Here is a 20,810-nt window from a genome sequence, read left to right on the forward strand (position 1 = left end):
ATCACCGTTTAACCGATTGCCGGTTGTCACACCCTCCCTTTACGCTCGGCAAGTGAGGTTCCTCCGCGCTCCCGAACTGCCCATGGCCGACCCCCTCAGACCCGACGGTTCGAGGGGGCGCCCGACGCAACCGCCGATCACGCCGTGGCGGTTCCTCGTCTGGGTCGCCACGCGCCGCAAGGGCCTCATGACCGCGGCGCTCATCACCTCCGGCATCGCCCTCGGCTCGCTCCCGGTGCTCCCCTTCTTCCTCACCGGCGCCGTCGACTACGGTCTGCGCGAACGCGACTGGGGCGCCCTCGCCGGCTGGTCCCTCGGCATGGTCGGCGCCGGGCTCGTCACCGCCGCGATGATCGTCTGGTCCCACCGCCTCACCGTCTACTGGCGCATGGACGCCTCCTACCGGACGCTCCAGCTCGCCACCCGCAAGGTCAACCGCCTCGGCGACGACCTGCGCCGCAAGGTCACCACCGGCGAGGTCGTCTCGGTCGGCGCCACCGACATCAACCGCATCTCCTGGGCCGTCGACTCGCTCTCGCCGACCGCCGGCTGCATCATCGGCCTCGTCGCCGTCGGCGTCCTGTTGTTCAACACCTCGGTCGCCCTGGGCCTGACGATCTTCATCGGCGTCTTCATCGTCGGCCTCGTCACCGGCCCGGTCCTCAACAAGCTCCAGGACCGCCAGGAGGCCTACCGGGAACGCGTCGGCGACATCACCAACCGCGCCTCCGACATCGTCTCGGGCCTGCGGGTCCTGCGCGGCATCGGCGGCGAGGCCCGCTTCACCGCCTCCTACCGCAAGGACTCCGAGGCGCTGCGCGAAGCCGGGTACAAGGTCGCCGCGCCCCAGGCGTGGCTCAACGCCCTCGGCGAAGGCACGCCCGCGATCCTCCTCGGCGTCGTCATCTGGATCGCCGCCCGCCAGGTCGCCGCGGGCGACCTCACGCCCGGCCAGATGGTCGCCGCCTTCGGCTACACCAGCGCGCTGCTGCTGCCCGTCCACTGGCTCATCGGCTGCACCTACCGGATCATCGAGGGCCGCGTCGCCGCCGCCAAGATCTGCGAACTGCTGAACACGCCCGAGCGCGAAGCCCCCGCCGCGACGCTCCCCGGCCCCGCCGCGGGCGCCGGACTGCACGACCCCGAGTCGGACCTCACCGTGGCCGGCGGCGAACTCCTCGCCGTCGCCTCGGCCGACTCCGAGCAGGTCGCCCGGGCCTTCGACCGCCTCGGCGGCTACACCGAGTCCGAGGCCCGCTTCGGCGACGTGCCCGTCGCCGACCTCGACCGCGACGAACTGCGCCGCCGCGTGCTCGTCGCCGACCACGACGCCTACCTGTTCGCGGGCACCCTCACCGCCGCGATCGCCGCCCGCGACGGCGGCGACCGCGTCGACACCGCGATCGAGGCCGCCTCCGCCGCCGACGTCGTCGAGTCCCTACCGCACGGCCTCGACACCGAACTCGACAACCAGGCCCGCACCCTCTCCGGCGGCCAGCGCCAGCGACTGCGACTGGCCCGCGCCATCGCCGCCGCCCCCGAGACGCTCCTGCTCCGCGAACCGACCTCCGCGGTCGACTCGCACACCGAGGCCCGCATCGTCGAGCGCCTCGCCGAGGCCCGCACCGGCCTCGCCACCGCGGTCGCCACCACCTCGCCGCTGTGGCTCGGGCGCGCCGACCGCGTCGCGTTCGTCCAGGGCGGCAAGGTCATCGCCACCGGCAGCCACCACGACCTGGCCGCCGAGCACCCCGACTACCGCGCCCTCGTCTCCCGGGAGGAAGCATGAGCACCACCGCACCCGAGCGGACCGCCGCCGGCCAGCTGCCCGTGGCCGACACCCCGGCCGTGCGCCGCGCCTTCGTGCGCCTGCTCCTGTCCGAGAAGCGCCGCGCCGCGGTCGCCGTGAGCCTCCACCTGGTCGCCGCCGTGGCCGCCGCGGTCGCGCCGCTGCTCCTGGGCGAGATGCTCGACCGGCTCACCGCCGGAGACGCCGGGGCGATCGACCGCCTGGCCCTCGGCCTGGTCGCCTCCATCGTGCTCGTCGTGGCCTTCACCTGGGCCGGGACGTTCGTGTCCCACCGCCTCGGCGAGCGGCTCTCGGCCCGCATGCGGGTCCAGTTCGTCGACCGCGCACTGAAACTGCCGATGCCCGTGGTCGAGCAGGCCGGCTCCGGCGACCTCATGACCCGCTCCTCGGCCGACGTCCCCGAAGCCGGGGTCCTCTTCCGCGACGGCCTCCCGCAGATCACCGTGTCGGTCCTGAAGGTCGTGGTCTTCCTCGCCGCCATGTTCATCGCCAGCCCGCTGCTGGGCCTGTGCATGTTCGTCGTCGTCCCCCCGCTGGTCGTCGGCACCCGCTGGTACCTCAAGCGCGCCCGCAACGGCTACCTCGCCGAACGCGAGGCCGAATCCGCGATCGGCGACACCATCGGCGCCTCCGCCGACGGCGCCCGCACCACCGAGGCCTACCGCCTGCGCGAGGCGCGCGACGGCGCCGGCGACGCGACGGTCTCCCGCCACTGGGCCGCCGCGCGCTACACCCTGTTCCTGCGCAGCGTCTTCTTCCCGTTCCTCGACGGCGCCTACGCGCTCCCGACCGCGGCGGTCCTGCTCGTCGGCGGCGCGTTCTACTTCGACGGCACGATCACCCTCGGGACCGTCGCCGCGGCCGCGGTCCTGACCCGCCAGATCATGTTCCCGATCGACCACATCCTCATGTGGGTCGAGAAGGTCCAGCGCGGCTTCGCGGCCATGTCCCGCATCGAAGGCGTCGCCGAGGCCGAGGACACCGGGGACGGCGCGACCAGCGAGCGCCCGGTCGACGGCACCGTGGACCTGACCGACGTCCGCTACGCCTACCCGACCAGCCCGCGCGACGTCCTCCACGGCGTCACCCTCAGCGTCCCCGCCGGCCAGCGGCTCGCCGTGGTCGGCCCCTCGGGCGCGGGCAAGTCCACACTGGCGCGGCTCATCTCAGGGTCCGACGTGCCCCGCGAAGGGCGCGCCGCCATCGGCGGCGTCGACGTCGCGGCACTGCCGCTGGACGAGCGCCGCAAGCGCGTCACCCTGGTCACCCAGGAGCACCACGTCTTCACGGCCTCCCTGCGCGACAACCTGATCCTCGCCAAGGCCGACGCCACCGACGCGGCGCTGAACGCGGCGCTCGCGGCCGTCGGCGCCGACTGGGCCTTCGACCTGCCCGAAGGCCTCGACACGCCCTTGGGCGGCAAGGAACGCGAGCTCGACGCGGCGAGCGCGCAGCAGATCGCGCTCGCGCGCATCATCCTGGCCGACCCCGACGTGGTGATCCTCGACGAGGCCACGGCGATGCTCGACCCGCGCGCCGCCCGCGACACCGAGCGCGCGCTCGCCGCTGTCCTGGAGGGCCGCACGGTGATCGCGATCGCCCACCGGCTCCACACCGCGCACGACGCGGACCGCATCGCGGTGGTCGAGGACGGCCGCGTCGCCGAACTGGGGAACCACGACGAGCTCATCGCCCTCGACGGGCACTACGCGGCGCTGTGGCGCGCGTGGCACGGCGACGAGGCGGACCGCGGTCCGCAAGGCGCGCAGCGCCGCAGGTCGGGGGAGCAGGACGAGTTCGCCACGGCAGGGAACGCCTTGTAGCGCAACATCGCAGAAAGCGGCGGGTACGAACCAGGCCCCGGGCCGAAGCCCGGGGCCTGCACTGGCTCGAGAACACCACCACAAGTCGGAACACCCACCGACTCGTTCTTAGCAAGGAAACAGAAAGGAAACCAGGAAACCCGTTCCGAACCAGTATCGAGAGACTATCACGTCACATTCGCCGTGGCTAGAGGGTCATATCCACCCTGCTCGATCGGTGACAACCGCTTTTCGCGCAGTCTTCATCACAGGGCCCGGCAAGCCCTCTCGGACCGGGCCCACACCGGCCGGTGCCCGCCTCGGGCCCCCGCCGTGCACGGCCTAGACTCGACTGGTCTTCCCGCAGCTAGTAACCGTTAGGAAACACCTGTCGTGAGTACGATTTCACGCGAGGAAGTCGCGCACCTGGCGCGGCTGGCCCGCCTCGAAGTCACCGATGACGAGCTCGACGCCTTCGCCGGCCAGCTCGACGTCATCCTCGAATCGATGAAGACGCTCGCCGAAGTGAACACGGACGGCGTCCAGCCGACCTCGCACGCGGTGCCGCTGGTGAACGTCTTCCGGGAAGACCAGCCCCAGCCGTCCCTGTCCCGCGAGGCCGCCCTCTCCGGCGGCCCCGACACGTTCGAGGACCGCTTCCGGGTTCCGCGCATCCTGGACGAGGAGGCCTAGCGCATGAGCCGCATCATCGACAAGACCGCCGCCGAGCTGTCCGCCGACATCCGCGAGGGCCGCCTCACCTCGGTCGAGGTCACCACCGCGTTCCTCGACCGCATCGACGCCGTCGACGGCACGATCAAGGCGTTCCTGCACGTCGACCGCGAAGGCGCGCTCGCCACCGCCCGCGAAGTCGACGCCGACATCGCCGCGGGCAAGGAGACCTTCGCGTTCGCCGGGGTCCCCATCGCGATCAAGGACGTCGTGGTCACCAAGGGCCTGCCGACCACCGCGGCCTCGAAGATCCTCGAAGGCTGGATCCCGCCCTACGACGCGACGATCAGTGAGCGCATCAAGGCCGCGAGGATGCCGATCCTCGGCAAGACGAACATGGACGAGTTCGCCATGGGCTCCTCCACCGAGTACTCGGCCTTCCAGAAGACCCTGAACCCGTGGGACACCGGGCGCATCCCCGGCGGCTCCGGCGGCGGCTCGGCCGCCGCGGTGGCCGCGAAGATGGCCCCGGTCGCCATCGGCACCGACACCGGCGGCTCCATCCGCCAGCCCGGCGCCGTCACCGGCACCTTCGGCGCCAAGCCCACCTACGGGTCCAACTCCCGCTACGGGCTCATCGCCTTCTCGTCCTCACTGGACACTCCCGGCCCGGTGGCGCGCAACGCCCTCGACGCCGCGATCCTCCACGAGATCATCTCCGGCTACGACCCGCGCGACTCGACCTCCATCGACGCGCCGGTCCCGCCCGTCGTGCGCGCCGCCCGCGCCGGCGCGAACGGCGACCTCGCCGGCGTCAAGCTCGGCGTCGTCAAGGAGTTCGCCGAAGGCTCCGACGCCGCCGAACCGGGCGTCATCGCCGCCTACGAGGCCGCCGTCGAGCAGCTCGTGAAGCTCGGGGCCGAGATCGTCGAGGTCTCCTGCCCGTCCTTCACCTACGCGCTGCCGACCTACTACCTCATCGCCCCGTCCGAGGCCTCCTCGAACCTGGCCCGCTACGACGGCGTCCGGTACGGCCTGCGCACCGGCGACGACGGCGAGCACTCGCTCGAAGAGGTCATGAGCCTCACCCGCGAGGCCGGCTTCGGCCCGGAAGTGAAGCGCCGCATCATCCTCGGCACCTACGCGCTCAGCGCCGGGTACGTGGACGCGTTCTACGGCAAGGCCCAGCTCGTGCGCACGCTCATCAAGCAGGACTTCGAGAAGGCCTTCGAGCAGGTCGACGCGATCATCAGCCCGACCACGCCGTTCATCGCCTTCGAGTTCGGCGAGCGGATGGACGACCCGTACCAGATGTACCTCGCGGACCTCTACACGATCCCGACGAACCTGTACGGCGGCCCGGCCGTCTCGGTGCCCGTCGGGCTCTCCGAGGGGATGCCCGTCGGCCTCCAGGTCATGGGCCCGGTCATGGGCGACGACGTCGCCTACCGCGTCGCGGCGGCCTACGAGTCCACCCAGGACGCACTGCTGGCCGACACCGCGCCCGAGCCCGAGCCCGAGGGGAAGTAGCGACATGACCAAGCTGAACGACTACGACAAGGCCGTCGAGACCTACGAGCCCGTCCTCGGCCTCGAGACCCACATCGAACTCGACACGAACACCAAGATGTTCTGCGGCTGCTCGACCGTCTTCGGCGCCGAGCCCAACACCCAGGTCTGCCCGGTGTGCCTGGCCCTGCCCGGCGCCCTCCCGGTCGCCAACAGGGCCGCCGTCGAGGCGACCATCAAGATCGGCCTGGCCCTCAACTGCCACATCGCCGAGTGGACCCGCTTCGCCCGGAAGAACTACTTCTACCCGGACATGCCGAAGAACTTCCAGACCAGCCAGTACGAGGAGCCCCTCTGCGAAGAGGGCTACGTCGACGTGGTCGTGGAGGGCAGGGAGTACCGGGTCGAGATCGAGCGCGTGCACCTCGAGGAGGACACCGGCAAGACCCTCCACGTCGGCGGCGCCACCGGGCGCATCCACGGCGCGACCGAGTCCCTCGTGGACTACAACCGCGCCGGCATCCCGCTCGTGGAGATCGTCACCAAGCCCGTGCCCGGAACCGGCGCCCTCGCCCCCGAGGTCGCCCGCGCCTACACGGCCGAGCTGCGCGACATCGTCCGCTCCCTCGGCGTCTCCGACGTCCGCATGGAGCAGGGCTCCCTGCGCTGCGACGTCAACCTCTCGCTGAACCTCCCCGGCGACGGATGGGGCACGCGCACCGAGACGAAGAACGTCAACTCCCTGCGCTCGGTCGAGCGCGCGGTCCGCTACGAGGTGCGCCGCCAGTCCGCGCTCCTCGACGCGGGGGAGCGGATCTTCCAGGAGACCCGCCACTTCCAGGAGACCACCGGCGAGACCCGCGCCGGACGCTCGAAAGAGGAGGCCACCGACTACCGGTACTTCCCCGAGCCCGACCTCGCCGTCATGGAGCCCAGCCGTGCATGGGTCGAGGAGCTGCGCGCCGGCCTCCCCGAACTCCCGCGCAAGCGCCGCGAACGCCTCCAGGCCTCGTGGTCCCTGGGCGACAAGGAGATGCAGTCGGTCGTCAACGCCGACGCCGTCGACCTCATCGAGTCCACCGTCGCCGCCGGGGCCACGCCCTCGGGCGCCGTCAAGTGGTGGCTCGGCGAGCTGTCGCGCCGCGCCAACGAGAACGGCGACGAACTCGGCGCGCTCCAGATCACGCCCGCCCAGGTCGCCCAGCTCCAGGGCATGGTCGACGACGGCCGCCTCAACGACAAGCTCGCCCGCCAGGTCATCGACGGCGTGCTCGCCGGCGAGGGGGACCCGGCGGACGTGGCCGCCAAGCGCGGCCTGGAGGTCGTCTCCGACACCGGTGCGCTCGAGGCCGCCGTCGAGGAGGCCATCAGTGCGAACCCGGCCGTGGCCGACAAGATCCGCGGCGGCACCCACGCGGCCGCCGGCGTCCTCATCGGCGCGGTCATGAAGGCCACCAAGGGCCAGGCCGACGCGGGAACGGTCCGCCAGATCATCCTGGACAAGCTGAGCTAGGGGGTGGCTGGGGAGCCCGGACGGCCGTTATCCGGCCCGTTTGCCCGCTCGCTTCGTTGTCGGCCCTCCAGATACAACACCGGTATCTGGAGGGCCTTCCGCCTTGCGAGCGAACAAACGGACTCGGATACCGACTCGCCCGGGCTCCCCAGCCACCCCCTGTTCACCATCGCGAGGGCCGGGTCGTCAGATCCGGCCCTTTTGCGTTCACTGTCCGTTCAGTCCCAGTGTGAGCCGCGAGTCTTTGGGAACCCCAGAGAGCGACGTTCTTCACAGCGCATTGCTACCCTGGAGACCGCAAGCTTCATTCCGACCCGAGGAGGTGAGGGCCATGGGCGACGACCCCGGATCCAGTCGAGATACCGACGCGTTCTTCCCGATTTCCCTTTACCGTGCCCCGCGTCCTCTTAGATTGAAGCGGGCGGCCTGACCTGCGGCGACTTCCGCACATGCGTTGGGGGCACGGCCCTTTCCTCATGTTATGGAGGTGGCTGACATGGCACACACCATCCAGCCCATTTCGCCCGCGGCCGTCGACGAGCTCGCGGCGCTCCGACTGGAACTCGCCGACTTCTCGACCGTCGAACTCGCCGAAGAGCTCCCGCGCATGGACCTGGCCGACCAGGCCGTCCGGTTCCGGCTGCTCTCCAAGGACCGCGCCCTCGCCGTCTTCGAAGAGCTCGACCCCGTCCACCAGCAGGAACTGCTCGACGGGCTCAAGACCGACACGGTCCGCGAGCTGCTCGAGTCGATGGAGGCCGACGACCGGGCCAAGCTCTTCGACGAGATGCCCGCGAAGGTCACGACCCGCTTCCAGTCCCAGCTGAGCGCCGCCGACCGGCGCACCACCGCCCGGCTGCTCGGCTACGAGCCCGAGTCGGCCGGACGCATCATGACGCCCGACTACGTGTCGCTGCGCGCCTCGATGACCGCCGCCGCGGCCATCGAGCGCATCCGGCACCTGCGCGAGCGCCCCCGCCACCTGGACGTCCTCCCGGTGACCGACGGGCACCGCAAACTCCTCGGCACCGTCACGCTCGCCGACCTCGTCAGCGCCGACCCCGACGTCCGCGTCGCCGAGCTCATCGCCGACGAGCACTACCAGGTCTCCACCGACACCGACCAGGAGGAGGCCGCGCGCCTCATCCAGGAGGCCAACCTCAACGCGCTGTCCGTGGTCGACCACGAGGACCGCCTCGTCGGGATGATCACCTGGGACGACGCCATGGAGGTCCTCGAAGCCGAGGACACCGAGGACGCGGTCCGCGCCGGCGGTTCCGAACCGCTGGAGCGGCCCTACCTCTCGGCGGGCGTGTTCATGCTGGCGCGCAAGCGCGCCGTGTGGCTGCTGGTCCTGGCGGTCTCGGCCTCGCTCACGGTGACGGTGCTGAACTACTACGAGACCTACCTCGCGAACGTCACCGTCCTGGCGGTGTTCATCTCGCTGCTGACCGGCACCGGAGGGAACTCCGGGTCGCAGGCGTCGGTGACGATCATCCGTGCCATGGCCGTCGGCGAGGTCCGCTTCTCCGACGCCTTCCGGATCACCTGGCGCGAGTCGCGGGTGGGCTTCCTGCTCGGCGTCATGCTCGCCGCCGTCGGCGGTCCCGTGGTCGGCCTCGTCTACGGCTGGGACATCGGGCTCATCATCGCCCTGACGCTCCTGGTCATCTGCACCTGGTCGACGTTCGTCGGCTCGCTGCTGCCGCTGGTGGCGAAGAAGATCGGCATCGACCCGGCTCTGGTCTCGGCCCCGATGGTCTCGACCCTGTGCGACGCGACGGGCCTGCTCATCTACTTCTCGGTCGCCGCCCTGATCCTCGGACCGGCGCTGACCGGCTGAAACCCCAAGGAGCGCAGAGGAAAGGCCCCGACGCCGTGCCGCGTCGGGGCCTTCTCCGATCTCGGGGCGGGCCCGCCGACCGCCCGGTTCAGTCCTGCGGCGGCGCGCTCGATTCCTCGGTGCCCTGGATGTCGGCGTCGCTCACCTGGTCGTCGGTGGGGATGACGGTGCGCTCGAGCGTCACGTCCGTCTCGGTCCCGGAGCCGACCGAGATCGAGTCGTACGCGGTGAGCGCCTTGGTCGTCGGGTCGAAGTAGAGGACGTCCATCTCCATCCGCATGGGGTCCTCGGACTGGAAGTTCCGCAGCCCGGCCGCGCCCGTGGAGCCCTCGACCATGAGCGTGGTGCCGTCGCCGAGGTCGTGGACGGCCCGCTCGTGGGTGTGCCCGGCCAGGACCAGCGGCACCACCCCGGCCAGCGGGTCGGCCATCGGGGGCTCGTGGACCATCGCCACGTCGGCCCCGCCGGCGTCCTCGATCGCGTCGGCCAGGCGCTCGCCGGACTGGGTGAGCATCTGCTGGGCGTACTCGCTGGAGGGCTGGCTGCCCTTGTCGGGAGTGAACCTCGGGTCGGCGACGCCGGCGAAGTCCAGGCCCGCGATCTGCTGGACCTCCCCGTCGAGCACGATCACGTTGTCGTAGGCCGCGAGCGCGGCGACGGTGGTCGCGGAGTCGTGGTTGCCCTTGACGAACACGTACGGGACCTGGATCTGCTCGACGCCCTGGGAGAAGATCTCGGCCTCCTGCTCCGAGCCCCAGTCGTTGAGGTCGCCGGTGTCGGCGACCGCGTCGATGTCGAACTGGCCGACGACCGACTCCATGAGGTGCCAGGCGGAGGGGTTGAGGTGGATGTCGGAGACGTGGAGGACCCGGATCGAGTCGTCCTCGATGCCCAGCTGCGGCATGTCCATCGCCAGCGCGTAGAACTCGGAGATGTTGGTGACGAACTTCTGGAGGTTCGCGACGTACGTCTCGTAGTTCACGGCGATGTCCTCGGCATTGCCGACCACGCTGGGGGCGTAGGCGAGCAGGCCTTCGTACCGCGGCTGCGAGATGGACTCGGTGCGCAGCGTTGAGGCCGCGTAGCCCATGAGGGACGCGGTGACCGCGAGCGAGGTGAGGCCCGTCAGGAGGGTCCTGCGGAAGGTGCGGAAGGCGAGGGCGCCGACCAGGAGTCCACACAGGGTCACGATCGCGAGGGCTTCGACGACGACGCGGACGACCGCGTCGGTGACGTCGGTCGCGAGGCTCTCGGAGGCGGCGGTGACGCCGCCGGGGGTGTTGATGATGGCCTGGGCGGCAACGGGGTCGACCGAGTCGAGCTTGAGGTTGAGGCCGATGGGGCCGTCGTGGCTGTCGAAGGCGACCTCGCCGAGCGGGGGGATGGTCACGACGGTCTCGCCGTGGAGGTCGGGGTGCAGGGCGACGGTGGTGTCGAACGGGCCGATGTCGGCGCTGGTGCCGCCGACCAGGGCGAGGCCGCCGGCGGCCGAGGCCGTCCCGACGAACAGGACCGCGACGGCGAGTCCGGCCCGGCGCGCCCGCTGGGAGGCTCTGAGGCGCGACCAGCCCGTCCTCGTTCTGCGCCACAAGGAGCCCGCGCCGCGTCGAGCGGTGCGGGCGGCGTCCCTGGTGCGGTGCAGTGCGGCGGCGAGCCGGTCGTTCATCTAGACCCTTCCTTGTGCGGCGTAGCTGGTCGTGAAGCGGATGATGCGGTCGTCGGCCTCGTTCGCGGTGCAGCCGCGCTCCTCGATGCAGCGGCCGTCGCGGTTGGAGGTCGTCACCCACAGCATCCCGTCGGGGCCCATCGCGACCGATCGTAGTCGACCGAATTCGTTGACGACGGAAGCTTGGGGCTCCTCCGCGGGCGCGCCCGACTGGTCGAATCGGACGATCCAGAGGCGCTGTCCGCGCAGGCAGGCGGTGACGAGCGCGTCCTCGAGGAAGATCGCGCCCGCGCAGGAGGCCTCGAAGGGCTCCCAGGTGAGGACGGGGTCGACGTAGGCCTCGTCGCCGGCGTCGTCGCCCTCGAACATCGGCCAGCCGTAGTTGCCGCCCGGTTCGATGCGGTTGACCTCGTCGGCGATGTCCTGGCCGAACTCGGTGGCGTAGAGGTCGCCCGCGGCGTTCCAGGCGAGGCCCTCGATGTTGCGGTGGCCCGAGGAGTAGACGGGGGAGTCGGCGTCGGGGTTGCCCTCGGCGGGCTCGCCCGCGGTGGTGATGCGGAGGATCTTGCCGCCCAGGGATTCCGGGTCTTGGGCGGTGTCGCCTTGGCCGGCGTCGCCGGTGGCGGCGTACAGGAACCCGTCGGGGCCGAACTCGAGCGCGCCGCCGTTGTGGTTGGGGCCCGAGGGGATGCCGGTGAGGACCGGTTCGGGGGCGGCGTCGGACTCGAGGTCGAGGCGGACGATCCGGTTGTCGCCGTCGCCGGTGTAGTACGCGTAGACCGCGTGGTCCTCGGCGTAGCCGGGGGAGACGGCGAGGCCGAGGAGGCCGCCTTCGCCGTCGGCGTCGACGTCGATGCTGCGCAGTTCCTCGGGGGCGCCGACCGTGCCGTCCTCGGCCACCGTGATCGCGAGGATGCGGCCGGTCGAGCGCTCGCCGACGATCGCGGTGCCGTCGGGCAGGAAGTCCAGGCCCCAGGGGACCTCGAGGTCTTCGGCGACGACGTCCATGAACGAGGCGGGCGCCTCGGGGGAGCCCGAGGGCGTGGGGAGGTTCGGCGGTTGGCCCGTCTCGGGCTCGGGAGGCTCGCCGAAGGAGCAAGAGGCGAGCGTGAGTGCCGCGGCGGTCGCCGCCGCGGCCGAGAGCAACCTGCGCATGCGCACAAGACTATAGGCCGGGCCCGGTGGCCCCGTCCGGTCCGCGCCCGGCCCATTCGCCCGCTCGCTGCGTTGTCGGCCTCCCCGATACAACCCCGGTATCGGGGAGGCCTTCCGCCTTGCGACCGAACGAATGGACTCGGGCGCGGCCTCGCCCGGGACCACCGGGCCCGGCCTGGCCACTCCCGGCAACGTGATCACGCTGCTTTCCATGGCGACGAGGGTCCCCAGCGGGGAGCGGGCTAACCCCCGGAGCAATCGTTTACGCTGGGGCGCGTGAAGGTTTGGATCGCTCATGAGGAGGGCCGCGCGCTGCTCGGGCCGCTCCCGGCAGGTGTCGAGGTCGAGGTCTACGACGGGCGCGGCGACTACCCTTCCGATCCGGCGGCGCTCGACTTCTGGGTGCCGCCGTTCCTGGCCCGCTCGAAGGTCACGACCCCGCTGCTGGACATGACCTCGCTCAAGGCGATCCAGCTCCTCAGCGCCGGCGCCGAAGTGTGGGTCCCGGTCGTGCCCGAGGGCGTGGTCCTGTGCGACGCGCGCGGCGTGCACACCGGCGTCACCGCCGAGTGGACCGTCGGCGCGGTCATCGCCTCGATGCGCGGCTTCGACGTGTTCGCGCGCAAGCAGCCGCGCCACGAGTGGAAGGTCGAGTGGACCACCACCGTCGTGGGCAAGCGCGTCCTCATCGTCGGCGCGGGCGACATCGGCGAGAAGGTCGGCGAGGTCCTCACCGTGCTCGGCGCCGAGGTCGAGAAGGTCGCCCGCTCGGCCCGCCCCGGCGTCCACGCCATCGACGCGGTCGACGCGCTGCTGCCGGACTTCGACGTCGTGGTCCTGATCCTGCCGCTCACCGACGCGACGCGCGGCCTGGTGGACGCGAAGTTCCTGTCCCGCATGAAGGACGGCGCGCTCCTGGTGAACGCCGCGCGCGGCCCGATCGTGGACACCGACGCGCTCGTCGCCGAGGTCGCCTCCGGGCGGCTGCGCTGCGCGGTCGACGTGGTCGACCCCGAGCCGCTGCCCGAGGGCCATCCGCTCTGGGATCTGGAAGGCGCCCTGATCACCCCGCACGCGGGCGCCTCGGTGGACGGCACCCTCGACCGCGCCTATGCGCCCGTGGGGCCCCAGATCCGCCGCTTCGCGAACGGCGAGCCCCTGGAGAACGTCGTCGCCGACGGCTACTAGGGCCTGTCCGCGTCGGCGGTGCGCAGCTCCTGGCCGCCGATCCTCAGGACCTGCGGGAGGTTCTCGGGCTTGAGCGGGTCGAGGCGGACCTGGGACTGGTCGTCCAGTATCGCCGCGACGCCCTCGTCCCCGGTCGCGAAGCCGTCGATGTGCTTCCATGCGATGGTGCGGCTGGTGAACATGCCGCGGATCGAGATGCCCTCGGCGGTCACGTCGACGCCCGAGCGCCACGCCCACATCGAGAGCGCCACCGGCGCGAGGAACAGGACGACCCCGAGGGCCACGGAGAACGCGCCCCACACCGGCTGCTCGAGGATGAGCGACAGGGCCAGCGGGGCGACCATCAGCCAGGCCACGAAGGCCGCGCCGGTGATCGCCGCCGAGCGGCGGATGCGCAGGCGCCGTCGCGAAACGGGGGCTTCGGTGCTCGTCATGGGACCAGCCTGACACACCCGAACGCGTGGAATGCGAAGAGCCCAGTCCGTTTTCTGGTGGATTGTCGCTTGACGCGTGGGCGCGACGTGACACGATCACCTCAACGGCAGCCGATCGAGCCTGGTGGGGGTGGTGATGGCCGTCAAGATCACATTCCGTCCGACGTCCCGTCAAGTCCTCGGGCGGGCGCTGTTCCTGTCGCTCCTCTCCGTCGTGGTCGCCCTCGTCCCGGCCGCCGGCTACATGCTGGCCGTGGGCCACTGGTACCGCCTCACCCTCCTGGGCCTGGTCCTCGTCGCCGCCGCCGTCGCGCTGGCGGTCGCCTACGCCGGAGCCAGGAGGCACGGCGTCGTGCTCGACGAGCGCGGCATGCACCCGCTCGAAACCGAAGCCGCCCAAGGGACGCCGCGCACCGAGCGGTACGCCGCCTGGACCGACATCGCCGACATCCGCGCCGAGCGCCGCGCGGGGCGCACCGTCCCGGTCGTCTACCTGACCGACCCCCGGCAGCGGCCCTGGCGCCTGCGGGCCCCCTACTCCGGCCGCGCCCTGTCGTCCGACGACGCGCTGGACGAGAAGATCTTCGTCATGCGCAGCCTCTGGGAGGGGTACCGGCGCGGCCTCCCGCCGCAACGCGAGCACTATTCAGGGCATCGACCGACGTCACTGGACGAATGACCGAAACTTTCGAAACAGTTCAGTTGCAGGTCAACGGAATGCGATTGCCATCGTGACCCTATCGTGACCTTTGTGGCGACTTACCAGCCTTGACGCTGTTTTGGTGTTGCCGTAGTCTCACCGCTATTACCGAAAGTTTTCGGAATTATTCCGGAAGTCGATCAGTACTTTCGGTACTCGCACGGAGTCGTGCAGGGCTCCGTCGCACCCCTTTTTGGCGCAGCCCGCGAGTGCGACCGGCGGCCTGCGCGCGACCACGGAAGGAGCGCTCGCCGATGAGCACTCAGCAGCCCCGCCAGCACCCGTTCGGAAACCGATCGAAACCGGAGGGGAAGACCCTCCCGTGGCCCGACCCGGCACTGAGCCGCCGCGGACTCGTCTTCACCGGCAGCGCGGCCGTCACCGCCGCCGCGGCCGGATGCAGCTTCTTCTCCACCGACCCCGAGGGCGAGGGCGGCGGAGGCGACAAGGGACCCGAAGCCCCCATGCTCGCCGAGCGCGTCGAAGCCGGCGACCTGCCCCCCGTCGAAGAACGCCTCCCCAAGGAACCGCTGGTCGTCACCGCCACCGAGTCCATCGGCGCCTACGGCGGCACCTGGACCTCGGCCATCACCGGATCCGCCGACGGCCCCTGGCTGTGGCGCACCGTCAACGACGGCCACCTGCTCGAGCGCTCCCGCGAATGGGACGAGATCCTCCCCAACATCGCCACCTCCCTGGAGCCGAACGAGGACGCCTCCGAGTTCACCGTCGTCCTCCGCGAGGGCGTCAAATGGTCCGACGGCGAGCCGCTCACCACCGCCGACGTCGAGTTCGCCTACAACAGCGTCGCCCTCAACCCCGAACTGACGCAAGGCTTCCCGACCGAACTCTCCTCCACCGACGGCACCCCGGCCGTGCTCGAGATCGTCGACGACTACACCTTCACCGTCCGCTTCTCCGGACCCAAGCCGCTCTTTCGCGAGGACATGGCCGTCGGCGTCTCCGGCCAGCGCTTCACCATGTACCCCCGCCACTACCTCGAGCAGTTCCACGTCGACTTCAACCCGAACGCCGACCAGGAGGCGATCGACGCGGGCTTCGACGGCTGGGTCGCCCGCTTCACCTCCCTCGGCAACCTCTTCAACTTCCAGTGGGAGAACGCCGAACTGCCGAGCCTGCTCCCGTGGATCTGCAAGAAGCCGATCTCCGACGCCGACTACGCGCTGTTCGAGCGCAACCCGTACTACTGGAAGGTCGACGAGGAGGGCAGCCAGCTCCCGTACCTGGACGAGGTCCGCTTCAACATCATCGCCGACGTCGAGACCATGTTCGCCCACGCCATCAACGGCGACTACGACTTCCACTCGCGCCACTTCAACGACAACTCCCACCGGGCCGACGCGGTCGACAACGAGGGCAACGGGAACTACACCGTGGTCGACCTCGAATCGACCTACTCCACCGACATGAACATCGCGTTCAACATGAACCACGAGAACGCCGCCCTCCGCGCGGTGTTCCAGGACAAGCAGTTCCGCGTCGCCATGTCGCACGCCATCGACCGGCAGGAGCTCATCGACGTCCTGTGGAACCGCGTCGGCGAGCCCGCCCAGGCCGCGCCCCGGCCCGAGTCCCGGTTCTACGACGAGGCGTTCGACACCCAGTACCTCGAGTTCGACCCCGACCTCGCGAACCAGGTGCTGGACGAGGCCGGGTACACCACCGGCTCCGACGGCGTGCGCACCGCCGCCGACGGCACGCGCCTCGAGTTCACCGCCGCCGTCGCCGACGACGCCCTCCTGGGCACCGTGTGGATCAACGCCCTCGACATGATCGTGGACATGTGGGCCGCGGTCGGCGTTCAGCTCCACGTCGGCAGCCAGCCCCGCGAGAACTGGCAGAACCTCGTCAACGAGGGCGACTTCGACCTGACCGTGTGGACCGGCGACGGCGGCCACATCGACGAGACCAACTCGGTCTACTGGTACATGGCCGCCGGGCCCGGCGGCGGGGCGTTCTTCGCCCGCCAGTGGTCCGAGCTCTACACCGCCGGCGCCACCGTGGACCCCTTGATCGTGGAGCCCCCCGCCGCCATCACCGAGCAGTGGGACCTCTACGACCAGTTCAAGTCCGAACCCGACGAGGCCGCCCGCGACGAGATCTTCAAGCAGATCCTCGCCATCGCCAAGGAGGAGTTCTTCGCGATCGGCACCGTCCGCGGCCAGGGCGCCTGGGCGGTCGTCACCAACCGGCTCAAGAACGTCGGCGGCTCGATGCCCGAGAACCCCAGCTACGGGACGCCCGGCCCCGCCGCGCCCGAGCAGTGGTACATCGACGAGAACTAGCGGGCTGAGGAAACGACAGTGGTTCGATACCTGGGTCGCCGCGTGCTCTACATGGCGGCGACGCTGCTGGCGATCTCGCTGGTGGTGTTCGTCATCATCAACCTGCCGCCCGGCGACTACGTGACCGCCCTCCAGTCCCGCTACGCGGTCCAGGGCCAGGGCCTGAACCCGCAGGACCTCGAGAACCTGCGGGTCAGGTACGGCCTCGACGGCAATCTGCTGCAGCAGTACTGGCACTGGTTCACGCAGATCGTCGTGCACGGCGATCTGGGCATGTCCTTCGAGCACGAGAAGCCCGTCGCCCAGGTCATCGCGCCGCGCCTGGGCTGGACCATCGCGGTCTCGGTCATCACGCTCCTGGTGACCTGGGCGCTGGCCTTCCCGATCGGCGTCTACTCCGCCGTCAAGCAGCACTCGGCCGGCGACTACGCCGTGACGACCGTGGGCTTCCTGGGCCTGGCGACGCCGAACTTCCTGATCGCGCTGGTGTTCATCTACTTCAGCGTGACCTGGTTCGGCTCGGTCCCTTCTGGACTGTGCTCGCCGGAGTGGTGCGACGCCGCGTGGAACCTCGGGAAGCTCCTGGACCTGCTGGGCCACCTGTGGATCCCGATGATCGTCATCGGCACCGGCGGCGTCGCGGGACTCGTGCGGATCATCCGCAACAACCTCCTGGACGAGCTGCACCGCCCCTACGTCACGGCCGCGCGCGCCCGCGGCGTCCCCGAGGGCGCGCTGCTGCGCCGCTACCCGCTGCGCGTGGCGCTCAACCCGTTCGTGTCCACGATCGGCTGGATCCTGCCGCTGCTGCTGGTCGGCGACATCGTCGTCGGCCAGATCCTGAGCCTGCCGACGCTGGGCCCGATCCTGTTGGGCTCCTTGAAGAGCCAGGACATGTACCTGGCCGGCTCGATCATCATGGTCCTCAGCGTGGTCACCGTCATCGGCACACTGATCTCGGACCTCCTGCTCGGCTGGCTCGACCCCCGCATCCGACTCGGACACCAGAGGTGACGCCCCGATGAGTCCGCAACCCGCGCCCCTGGAAGAGGGCGAAGGCATCCCGCCCGAGAACTCGGCCGAGGCCGTGCGCACCCGCGCCCCCCAGCGCAAGCTCGTGTGGTGGGCCTTCAAGAAGCACAAGCTGGCCCTGGTCTCGGCCTGGCTGCTCGCCGGCATGCTCGTCGTGATCGCCCTGTGCGAGTTCATGGCCCCGTTCGACGACCGCCACCGCGACTCCGAGTACACCACCGCGCCGCCCCAGGTCCTCAAGCTGTGGGACACCGACGGCCCCGAGGGCTTCCGGTGGGGCCTGCACGTGGACGGCTACACGTCCGAACAGGACCCGCGGTCCCTGCGGATCACCTACGAGGCGAACCCCGAGGACCGCGTCGAGGTCGGGTTCTTCGTCAAGGGCGAGGCGTACGAGCTGTTCGGGCTCATCCCGATGGACCGGCACCTCATCGGCCCCAAGGACGTCGACGACCCGATGTACCTGTTCGGGACCACGACGGACGGCCAGGACCTGCTGAGCCAGCTCGTCTACGCGACCCGCGTCTCGGCCTCGGTCGGCATCATCGGCGTGCTGCTGGCGTTCATGCTCGGCATCGTGCTCGGCGCCGTCTCGGGCTACTTCGGCGGGTGGATCGACAACGCGGTGCAGCGGCTCATCGAGCTGATCATGGCGGTCCCGTCGATCCCGCTGTGGCTCGGCCTCGCGGCCGCGCTGCCGACCCAGATGGGGCCGGTGGGCCGGTACTTCATCATCACCACGATCCTCGCGCTCGTGGCGTGGACGGGCCTCGCCAGAGAAGTGCGCGGGCGGTTCCTCGCCCTGCGCAGCGAGGAGTTCGTGACCTCGGCGCGGCTGGACGGATCCAGCCACGGCCGCGTCATGTTCCGGCACATGCTGCCCTCGTTCTCCTCGCACATCATCGCGGCGCTGTCGCTGTCGATCCCGGGCATGATCCTGGCCGAGACCGCGCTGTCGTGGCTGGGCATGGGCCTGCGCCCGCCGGCGGTCTCCTGGGGCGTGCAGCTCCAGGACGCGAGCAAGTGGAGCGTCCTGTCGGGCGCGCCGTGGCTGCTCATCCCGGGCCTGTGCGTGGTGCTCGTGGTCCTGGCGTTCAACTTCGTCGGCGACGGCCTCCGCGACGCCGCCGACCCCTACAAGCACTAGGTGAGGGCGATGGAGCAACCACTGCTTGAGATCTCGGGGCTGCACACCAGCTTCGACACCTTCGACGGGAAGGTCCGCGCCGTGGACGGCGTCGACCTCGCCGTCCACCCCGGCAAGACGCTCTGCGTGGTCGGCGAGTCCGGCTGCGGCAAGTCCGTGACGGCCCGCTCGATCCTGCGCCTGATCGAGGACTCCGGGAGCATCGACGCCGGGACGGTCACCTGGAACGGCGACCTGATCGACGGCACCGGCGAGGCGTTCGACGTGCTCACGCTGGACCCGGGGGACAAGCGGCTCCAGAAGCTGCGCGGCGGCGACGTCGGCATGATCTTCCAGGAGCCGGCCGCCTCGCTGCTGCAGTTGCGGACCGTCGGCGCGCAGCTCGTCGAGACGCTGCGCCTCCACACCGGACTCGACAAGAAGGCGGCCCGCGCCAAGGCGATCGAACTGCTCGACACCGTGGGCATCCCCGACGCGGCCCGCCGCGTCGACGCCTACCCGTTCCAGCTCTCCGGCGGCATGTGCCAGCGCGTGATGATCGCGATCGCCTTGTGCGCCAACCCGTCCCTGCTCATCGCCGACGAGCCCACGACCGCGCTCGACGTGACCACGCAGGCGCGCATCCTCGACCTCATCCGCTCGCTCCAGGCCGAGCACCGGATGGCGGTCATGTTCATCACCCACGACCTCGGCGTGGTCGCCGAGCTCGCCGACGAGGTGGCCGTGATGTACCTCGGGCGCGTGGTGGAGCGCGCGAGCGTCGAGGAGCTGTTCGCCGATCCCAAGCACCCGTACACGAAGGCGCTGCTCGCCTCCGTGCCGGTGCTCGGTCGCGACCGGGGCCGGGACCTGCCGACGATCCCCGGGGCGGTCCCCAGTCCGCTGCACCGGCCGAGCGGCTGCTCGTTCCACCCCCGGTGCGCCGAGGCGATCGCCGGCACCTGCGACGTCGAAGCGCCGCCCGAAGTGGACTTCGGGAACGGCCGCACCGCCGAATGCGTGCTCTACGAGACCGAAGGGGTCCGGGCATGACCGAACCGCTGCTGGAGATCCGCGACCTCCACGTCCGCTTCCCGGTGCGCCGCAACCTGCTCGGGCGCACCACCGTCGAGAACCACGCCGTCTCCGGCGTCGACCTGACCCTCAAAGCGGGGGAGACCCTCGCGCTCGTGGGTGAGTCGGGGTGCGGCAAGACCACGCTCGGGCGCACCATCGTGGGCGCGCAGAAGGCCACGAGCGGCTCGATCCTGTTCGAGGGCAGGGACTTGACGGCGATGGGCGGGCGCGAGCGCGCGCCGCTGCGCCGCCAGATCCGCATGGTCTTCCAGGACCCGTTCTCGTCGCTCAACCCGCGGTTCACGCTGCGGCAGATCATCGGCGACCCGCTGGTGGCCACCGGGGAGGCGCGCGGGTCGGAGCTGGAGGACCGCATCGCCGAGATGATGCGGCGCGTGGGCCTGAGCCCGGACTACATGGACCGGTACCCGCACGCGTTCTCCGGCGGGCAGCGCCAGCGCGTCAACATCGCGCGGGCGCTGATCGTGAACCCGCGCCTGGTGGTCGCCGACGAGCCGGTGTCCGCTCTGGACGTCTCGGTGCGGGCGCAGATCCTCAACCTGCTCAGGGAGCTCCAGGCCGAGTTCGGCCTGACGTACCTGTTCATCTCGCACGACCTGTCGGTGGTCGAGAACCTCGCCGACCGCGTCGCGGTCATGTACTTCGGGCGGATCGTCGAGCTCGCCGGGACCGCCGACCTGTACGAGCGCCCGCGGCACCCGTACACCGAGGCGCTCATGTCGGCCGTGCCGATCCCCGATCCCGCCCTGAAGGGCCGCGGGGGCCGCATCCTGCTGCCCGACGAGCTGCCGGACCCGGCGAACCCGCCGCCGGGCTGCGCGTTCGCTCGCCGCTGCCGCTACGCCGAGGAGGGCCGCTGCGACACCGGGACGATCGAGTTGCGGGACGGCGCCCGCTGCGTGCGCAGCGGCGAACTCGACCTGCAGGGCATCGTCGGCACCCCGTCCTGATGCGCT

General features: G+C 70.6%; 16 protein-coding genes. 13 read left to right on the top strand and 3 right to left on the bottom strand.

Annotation, left to right across the window (positions count from 1 at the left end; translation table 11 throughout):
• Positions 1 to 52 precede the first annotated feature (52 nt).
• From BLQ63_RS18820 to mgtE, 6 genes are all read left to right on the top strand, one after another.
• Positions 53 to 1,789, top strand: coding sequence for an ABC transporter transmembrane domain-containing protein (locus BLQ63_RS18820; protein ID WP_143014990.1), 1,737 nt, complete (start codon positions 53 to 55; stop codon positions 1,787 to 1,789).
• On the top strand, positions 1,786 to 3,633 hold the full coding sequence (locus tag BLQ63_RS18825) for an ABC transporter ATP-binding protein (protein WP_091038685.1): 1,848 nt from the start codon (positions 1,786 to 1,788) through the stop codon (positions 3,631 to 3,633). Before BLQ63_RS18820 ends, BLQ63_RS18825 begins: the two co-directional genes overlap by 4 nt.
• Before the next feature lie 372 nt (positions 3,634 to 4,005).
• Positions 4,006 to 4,305: an Asp-tRNA(Asn)/Glu-tRNA(Gln) amidotransferase subunit GatC gene (gene gatC, locus BLQ63_RS18830; protein ID WP_091038687.1), complete on the top strand. Its 300-nt coding sequence runs from the start codon at positions 4,006 to 4,008 to the stop codon at positions 4,303 to 4,305.
• 3 nt (positions 4,306 to 4,308) lie between these two features.
• Positions 4,309 to 5,814: an Asp-tRNA(Asn)/Glu-tRNA(Gln) amidotransferase subunit GatA gene (gene gatA, locus BLQ63_RS18835; protein WP_091038690.1), complete on the top strand. Its 1,506-nt coding sequence runs from the start codon at positions 4,309 to 4,311 to the stop codon at positions 5,812 to 5,814.
• A 4-nt stretch (positions 5,815 to 5,818) separates the two neighbouring features.
• Entirely contained in the window at positions 5,819 to 7,306 is a 1,488-nt protein-coding gene (gatB, locus tag BLQ63_RS18840) for an Asp-tRNA(Asn)/Glu-tRNA(Gln) amidotransferase subunit GatB (protein WP_091038693.1), read from the top strand.
• 496 nt (positions 7,307 to 7,802) lie between these two features.
• On the top strand, positions 7,803 to 9,149 hold the full coding sequence (gene mgtE / locus BLQ63_RS18845) for a magnesium transporter (protein ID WP_091038695.1): 1,347 nt from the start codon (positions 7,803 to 7,805) through the stop codon (positions 9,147 to 9,149).
• Between the two features lie 88 nt (positions 9,150 to 9,237).
• Here mgtE and BLQ63_RS18850 read toward each other — a convergent pair whose 3' ends face one another.
• Together BLQ63_RS18850 and BLQ63_RS18855 are read right to left on the bottom strand one after the other, a co-directional pair.
• Positions 9,238 to 10,815 (bottom strand): metallophosphoesterase, encoded by a 1,578-nt coding sequence (locus BLQ63_RS18850; RefSeq protein ID WP_091038698.1) that lies wholly within the window; start codon positions 10,813 to 10,815, stop codon positions 9,238 to 9,240.
• The gene (locus BLQ63_RS18855) at positions 10,816 to 11,970 is read right to left on the bottom strand and encodes a PQQ-dependent sugar dehydrogenase (RefSeq protein WP_091038700.1); all 1,155 of its coding nucleotides are present in this window, start codon (positions 11,968 to 11,970) and stop codon (positions 10,816 to 10,818) included. It lies immediately after the preceding gene.
• A 276-nt stretch (positions 11,971 to 12,246) separates the two neighbouring features.
• Here BLQ63_RS18855 and BLQ63_RS18860 point away from each other — a divergent pair, with 276 nt between their 5' ends.
• Positions 12,247 to 13,158: a 2-hydroxyacid dehydrogenase gene (locus BLQ63_RS18860; RefSeq protein WP_091038702.1), complete on the top strand. Its 912-nt coding sequence runs from the start codon at positions 12,247 to 12,249 to the stop codon at positions 13,156 to 13,158.
• On the opposite strand, the gene BLQ63_RS18865 is transcribed toward BLQ63_RS18860, so the two are convergent.
• A complete protein-coding gene (locus BLQ63_RS18865) occupies positions 13,155 to 13,592 on the bottom strand; it encodes a PH domain-containing protein (RefSeq protein ID WP_091038704.1) in 438 nt (145 codons plus the stop codon). The genes BLQ63_RS18860 and BLQ63_RS18865 overlap by 4 nt on opposite strands.
• A 136-nt stretch (positions 13,593 to 13,728) precedes the next feature.
• Here BLQ63_RS18865 and BLQ63_RS18870 point away from each other — a divergent pair, with 136 nt between their 5' ends.
• The 6 genes from BLQ63_RS18870 to BLQ63_RS18895 all read left to right on the top strand — a co-directional run bounded on the left by BLQ63_RS18870 (position 13,729) and on the right by BLQ63_RS18895 (position 20,804).
• Positions 13,729 to 14,271 (top strand): hypothetical protein, encoded by a 543-nt coding sequence (locus BLQ63_RS18870; protein WP_143014991.1) that lies wholly within the window; start codon positions 13,729 to 13,731, stop codon positions 14,269 to 14,271.
• Between the two features lie 275 nt (positions 14,272 to 14,546).
• Entirely contained in the window at positions 14,547 to 16,598 is a 2,052-nt protein-coding gene (locus BLQ63_RS18875) for an ABC transporter substrate-binding protein (protein WP_091038709.1), read from the top strand.
• Between the two features lie 18 nt (positions 16,599 to 16,616).
• Positions 16,617 to 17,612, top strand: coding sequence for an ABC transporter permease (locus tag BLQ63_RS18880; RefSeq protein WP_091038711.1), 996 nt, complete (start codon positions 16,617 to 16,619; stop codon positions 17,610 to 17,612).
• A gap of 7 nt (positions 17,613 to 17,619) precedes the next feature.
• A complete protein-coding gene (locus tag BLQ63_RS18885) occupies positions 17,620 to 18,777 on the top strand; it encodes an ABC transporter permease (RefSeq protein ID WP_091038713.1) in 1,158 nt (385 codons plus the stop codon).
• 9 nt (positions 18,778 to 18,786) lie between these two features.
• A complete protein-coding gene (locus BLQ63_RS18890; protein ID WP_091038715.1) occupies positions 18,787 to 19,809 on the top strand; it encodes an ABC transporter ATP-binding protein in 1,023 nt (340 codons plus the stop codon).
• Positions 19,806 to 20,804, top strand: coding sequence for an ABC transporter ATP-binding protein (locus tag BLQ63_RS18895; protein ID WP_218125354.1), 999 nt, complete (start codon positions 19,806 to 19,808; stop codon positions 20,802 to 20,804). Before BLQ63_RS18890 ends, BLQ63_RS18895 begins: the two co-directional genes overlap by 4 nt.
• The last annotated feature ends 6 nt before the right edge of the window (positions 20,805 to 20,810 follow it).

The organism is Glycomyces harbinensis (assembly GCF_900101745.1).
GTDB lineage: Bacteria > Actinomycetota > Actinomycetes > Mycobacteriales > Micromonosporaceae > Glycomyces > Glycomyces harbinensis.

What these genes read in the sequence shown, in the direction of transcription:
- BLQ63_RS18825 (WP_091038685.1), top strand. Translation starts at nt 1,786, where the DNA reads ATGAGCACCACCGCACCCGAGCGGACCGCCGCCGGCCAGCTGCCCGTG.
- BLQ63_RS18875 (WP_091038709.1), top strand. Translation starts at nt 14,547, where the DNA reads ATGAGCACTCAGCAGCCCCGCCAGCACCCGTTCGGAAACCGATCGAAA.
- BLQ63_RS18890 (WP_091038715.1), top strand. Translation starts at nt 18,787, where the DNA reads ATGGAGCAACCACTGCTTGAGATCTCGGGGCTGCACACCAGCTTCGAC.
- BLQ63_RS18870 (WP_143014991.1), top strand. Translation starts at nt 13,729, where the DNA reads ATGGCCGTCAAGATCACATTCCGTCCGACGTCCCGTCAAGTCCTCGGG.
- mgtE (WP_091038695.1), top strand. Translation starts at nt 7,803, where the DNA reads ATGGCACACACCATCCAGCCCATTTCGCCCGCGGCCGTCGACGAGCTC.
- BLQ63_RS18850 (WP_091038698.1), bottom strand. Translation starts at nt 10,815, where the DNA reads ATGAACGACCGGCTCGCCGCCGCACTGCACCGCACCAGGGACGCCGCC.
- BLQ63_RS18865 (WP_091038704.1), bottom strand. Translation starts at nt 13,592, where the DNA reads ATGACGAGCACCGAAGCCCCCGTTTCGCGACGGCGCCTGCGCATCCGC.
- gatB (WP_091038693.1), top strand. Translation starts at nt 5,819, where the DNA reads ATGACCAAGCTGAACGACTACGACAAGGCCGTCGAGACCTACGAGCCC.
- BLQ63_RS18895 (WP_218125354.1), top strand. Translation starts at nt 19,806, where the DNA reads ATGACCGAACCGCTGCTGGAGATCCGCGACCTCCACGTCCGCTTCCCG.
- gatA (WP_091038690.1), top strand. Translation starts at nt 4,309, where the DNA reads ATGAGCCGCATCATCGACAAGACCGCCGCCGAGCTGTCCGCCGACATC.
- BLQ63_RS18855 (WP_091038700.1), bottom strand. Translation starts at nt 11,970, where the DNA reads ATGCGCAGGTTGCTCTCGGCCGCGGCGGCGACCGCCGCGGCACTCACG.
- BLQ63_RS18885 (WP_091038713.1), top strand. Translation starts at nt 17,620, where the DNA reads ATGAGTCCGCAACCCGCGCCCCTGGAAGAGGGCGAAGGCATCCCGCCC.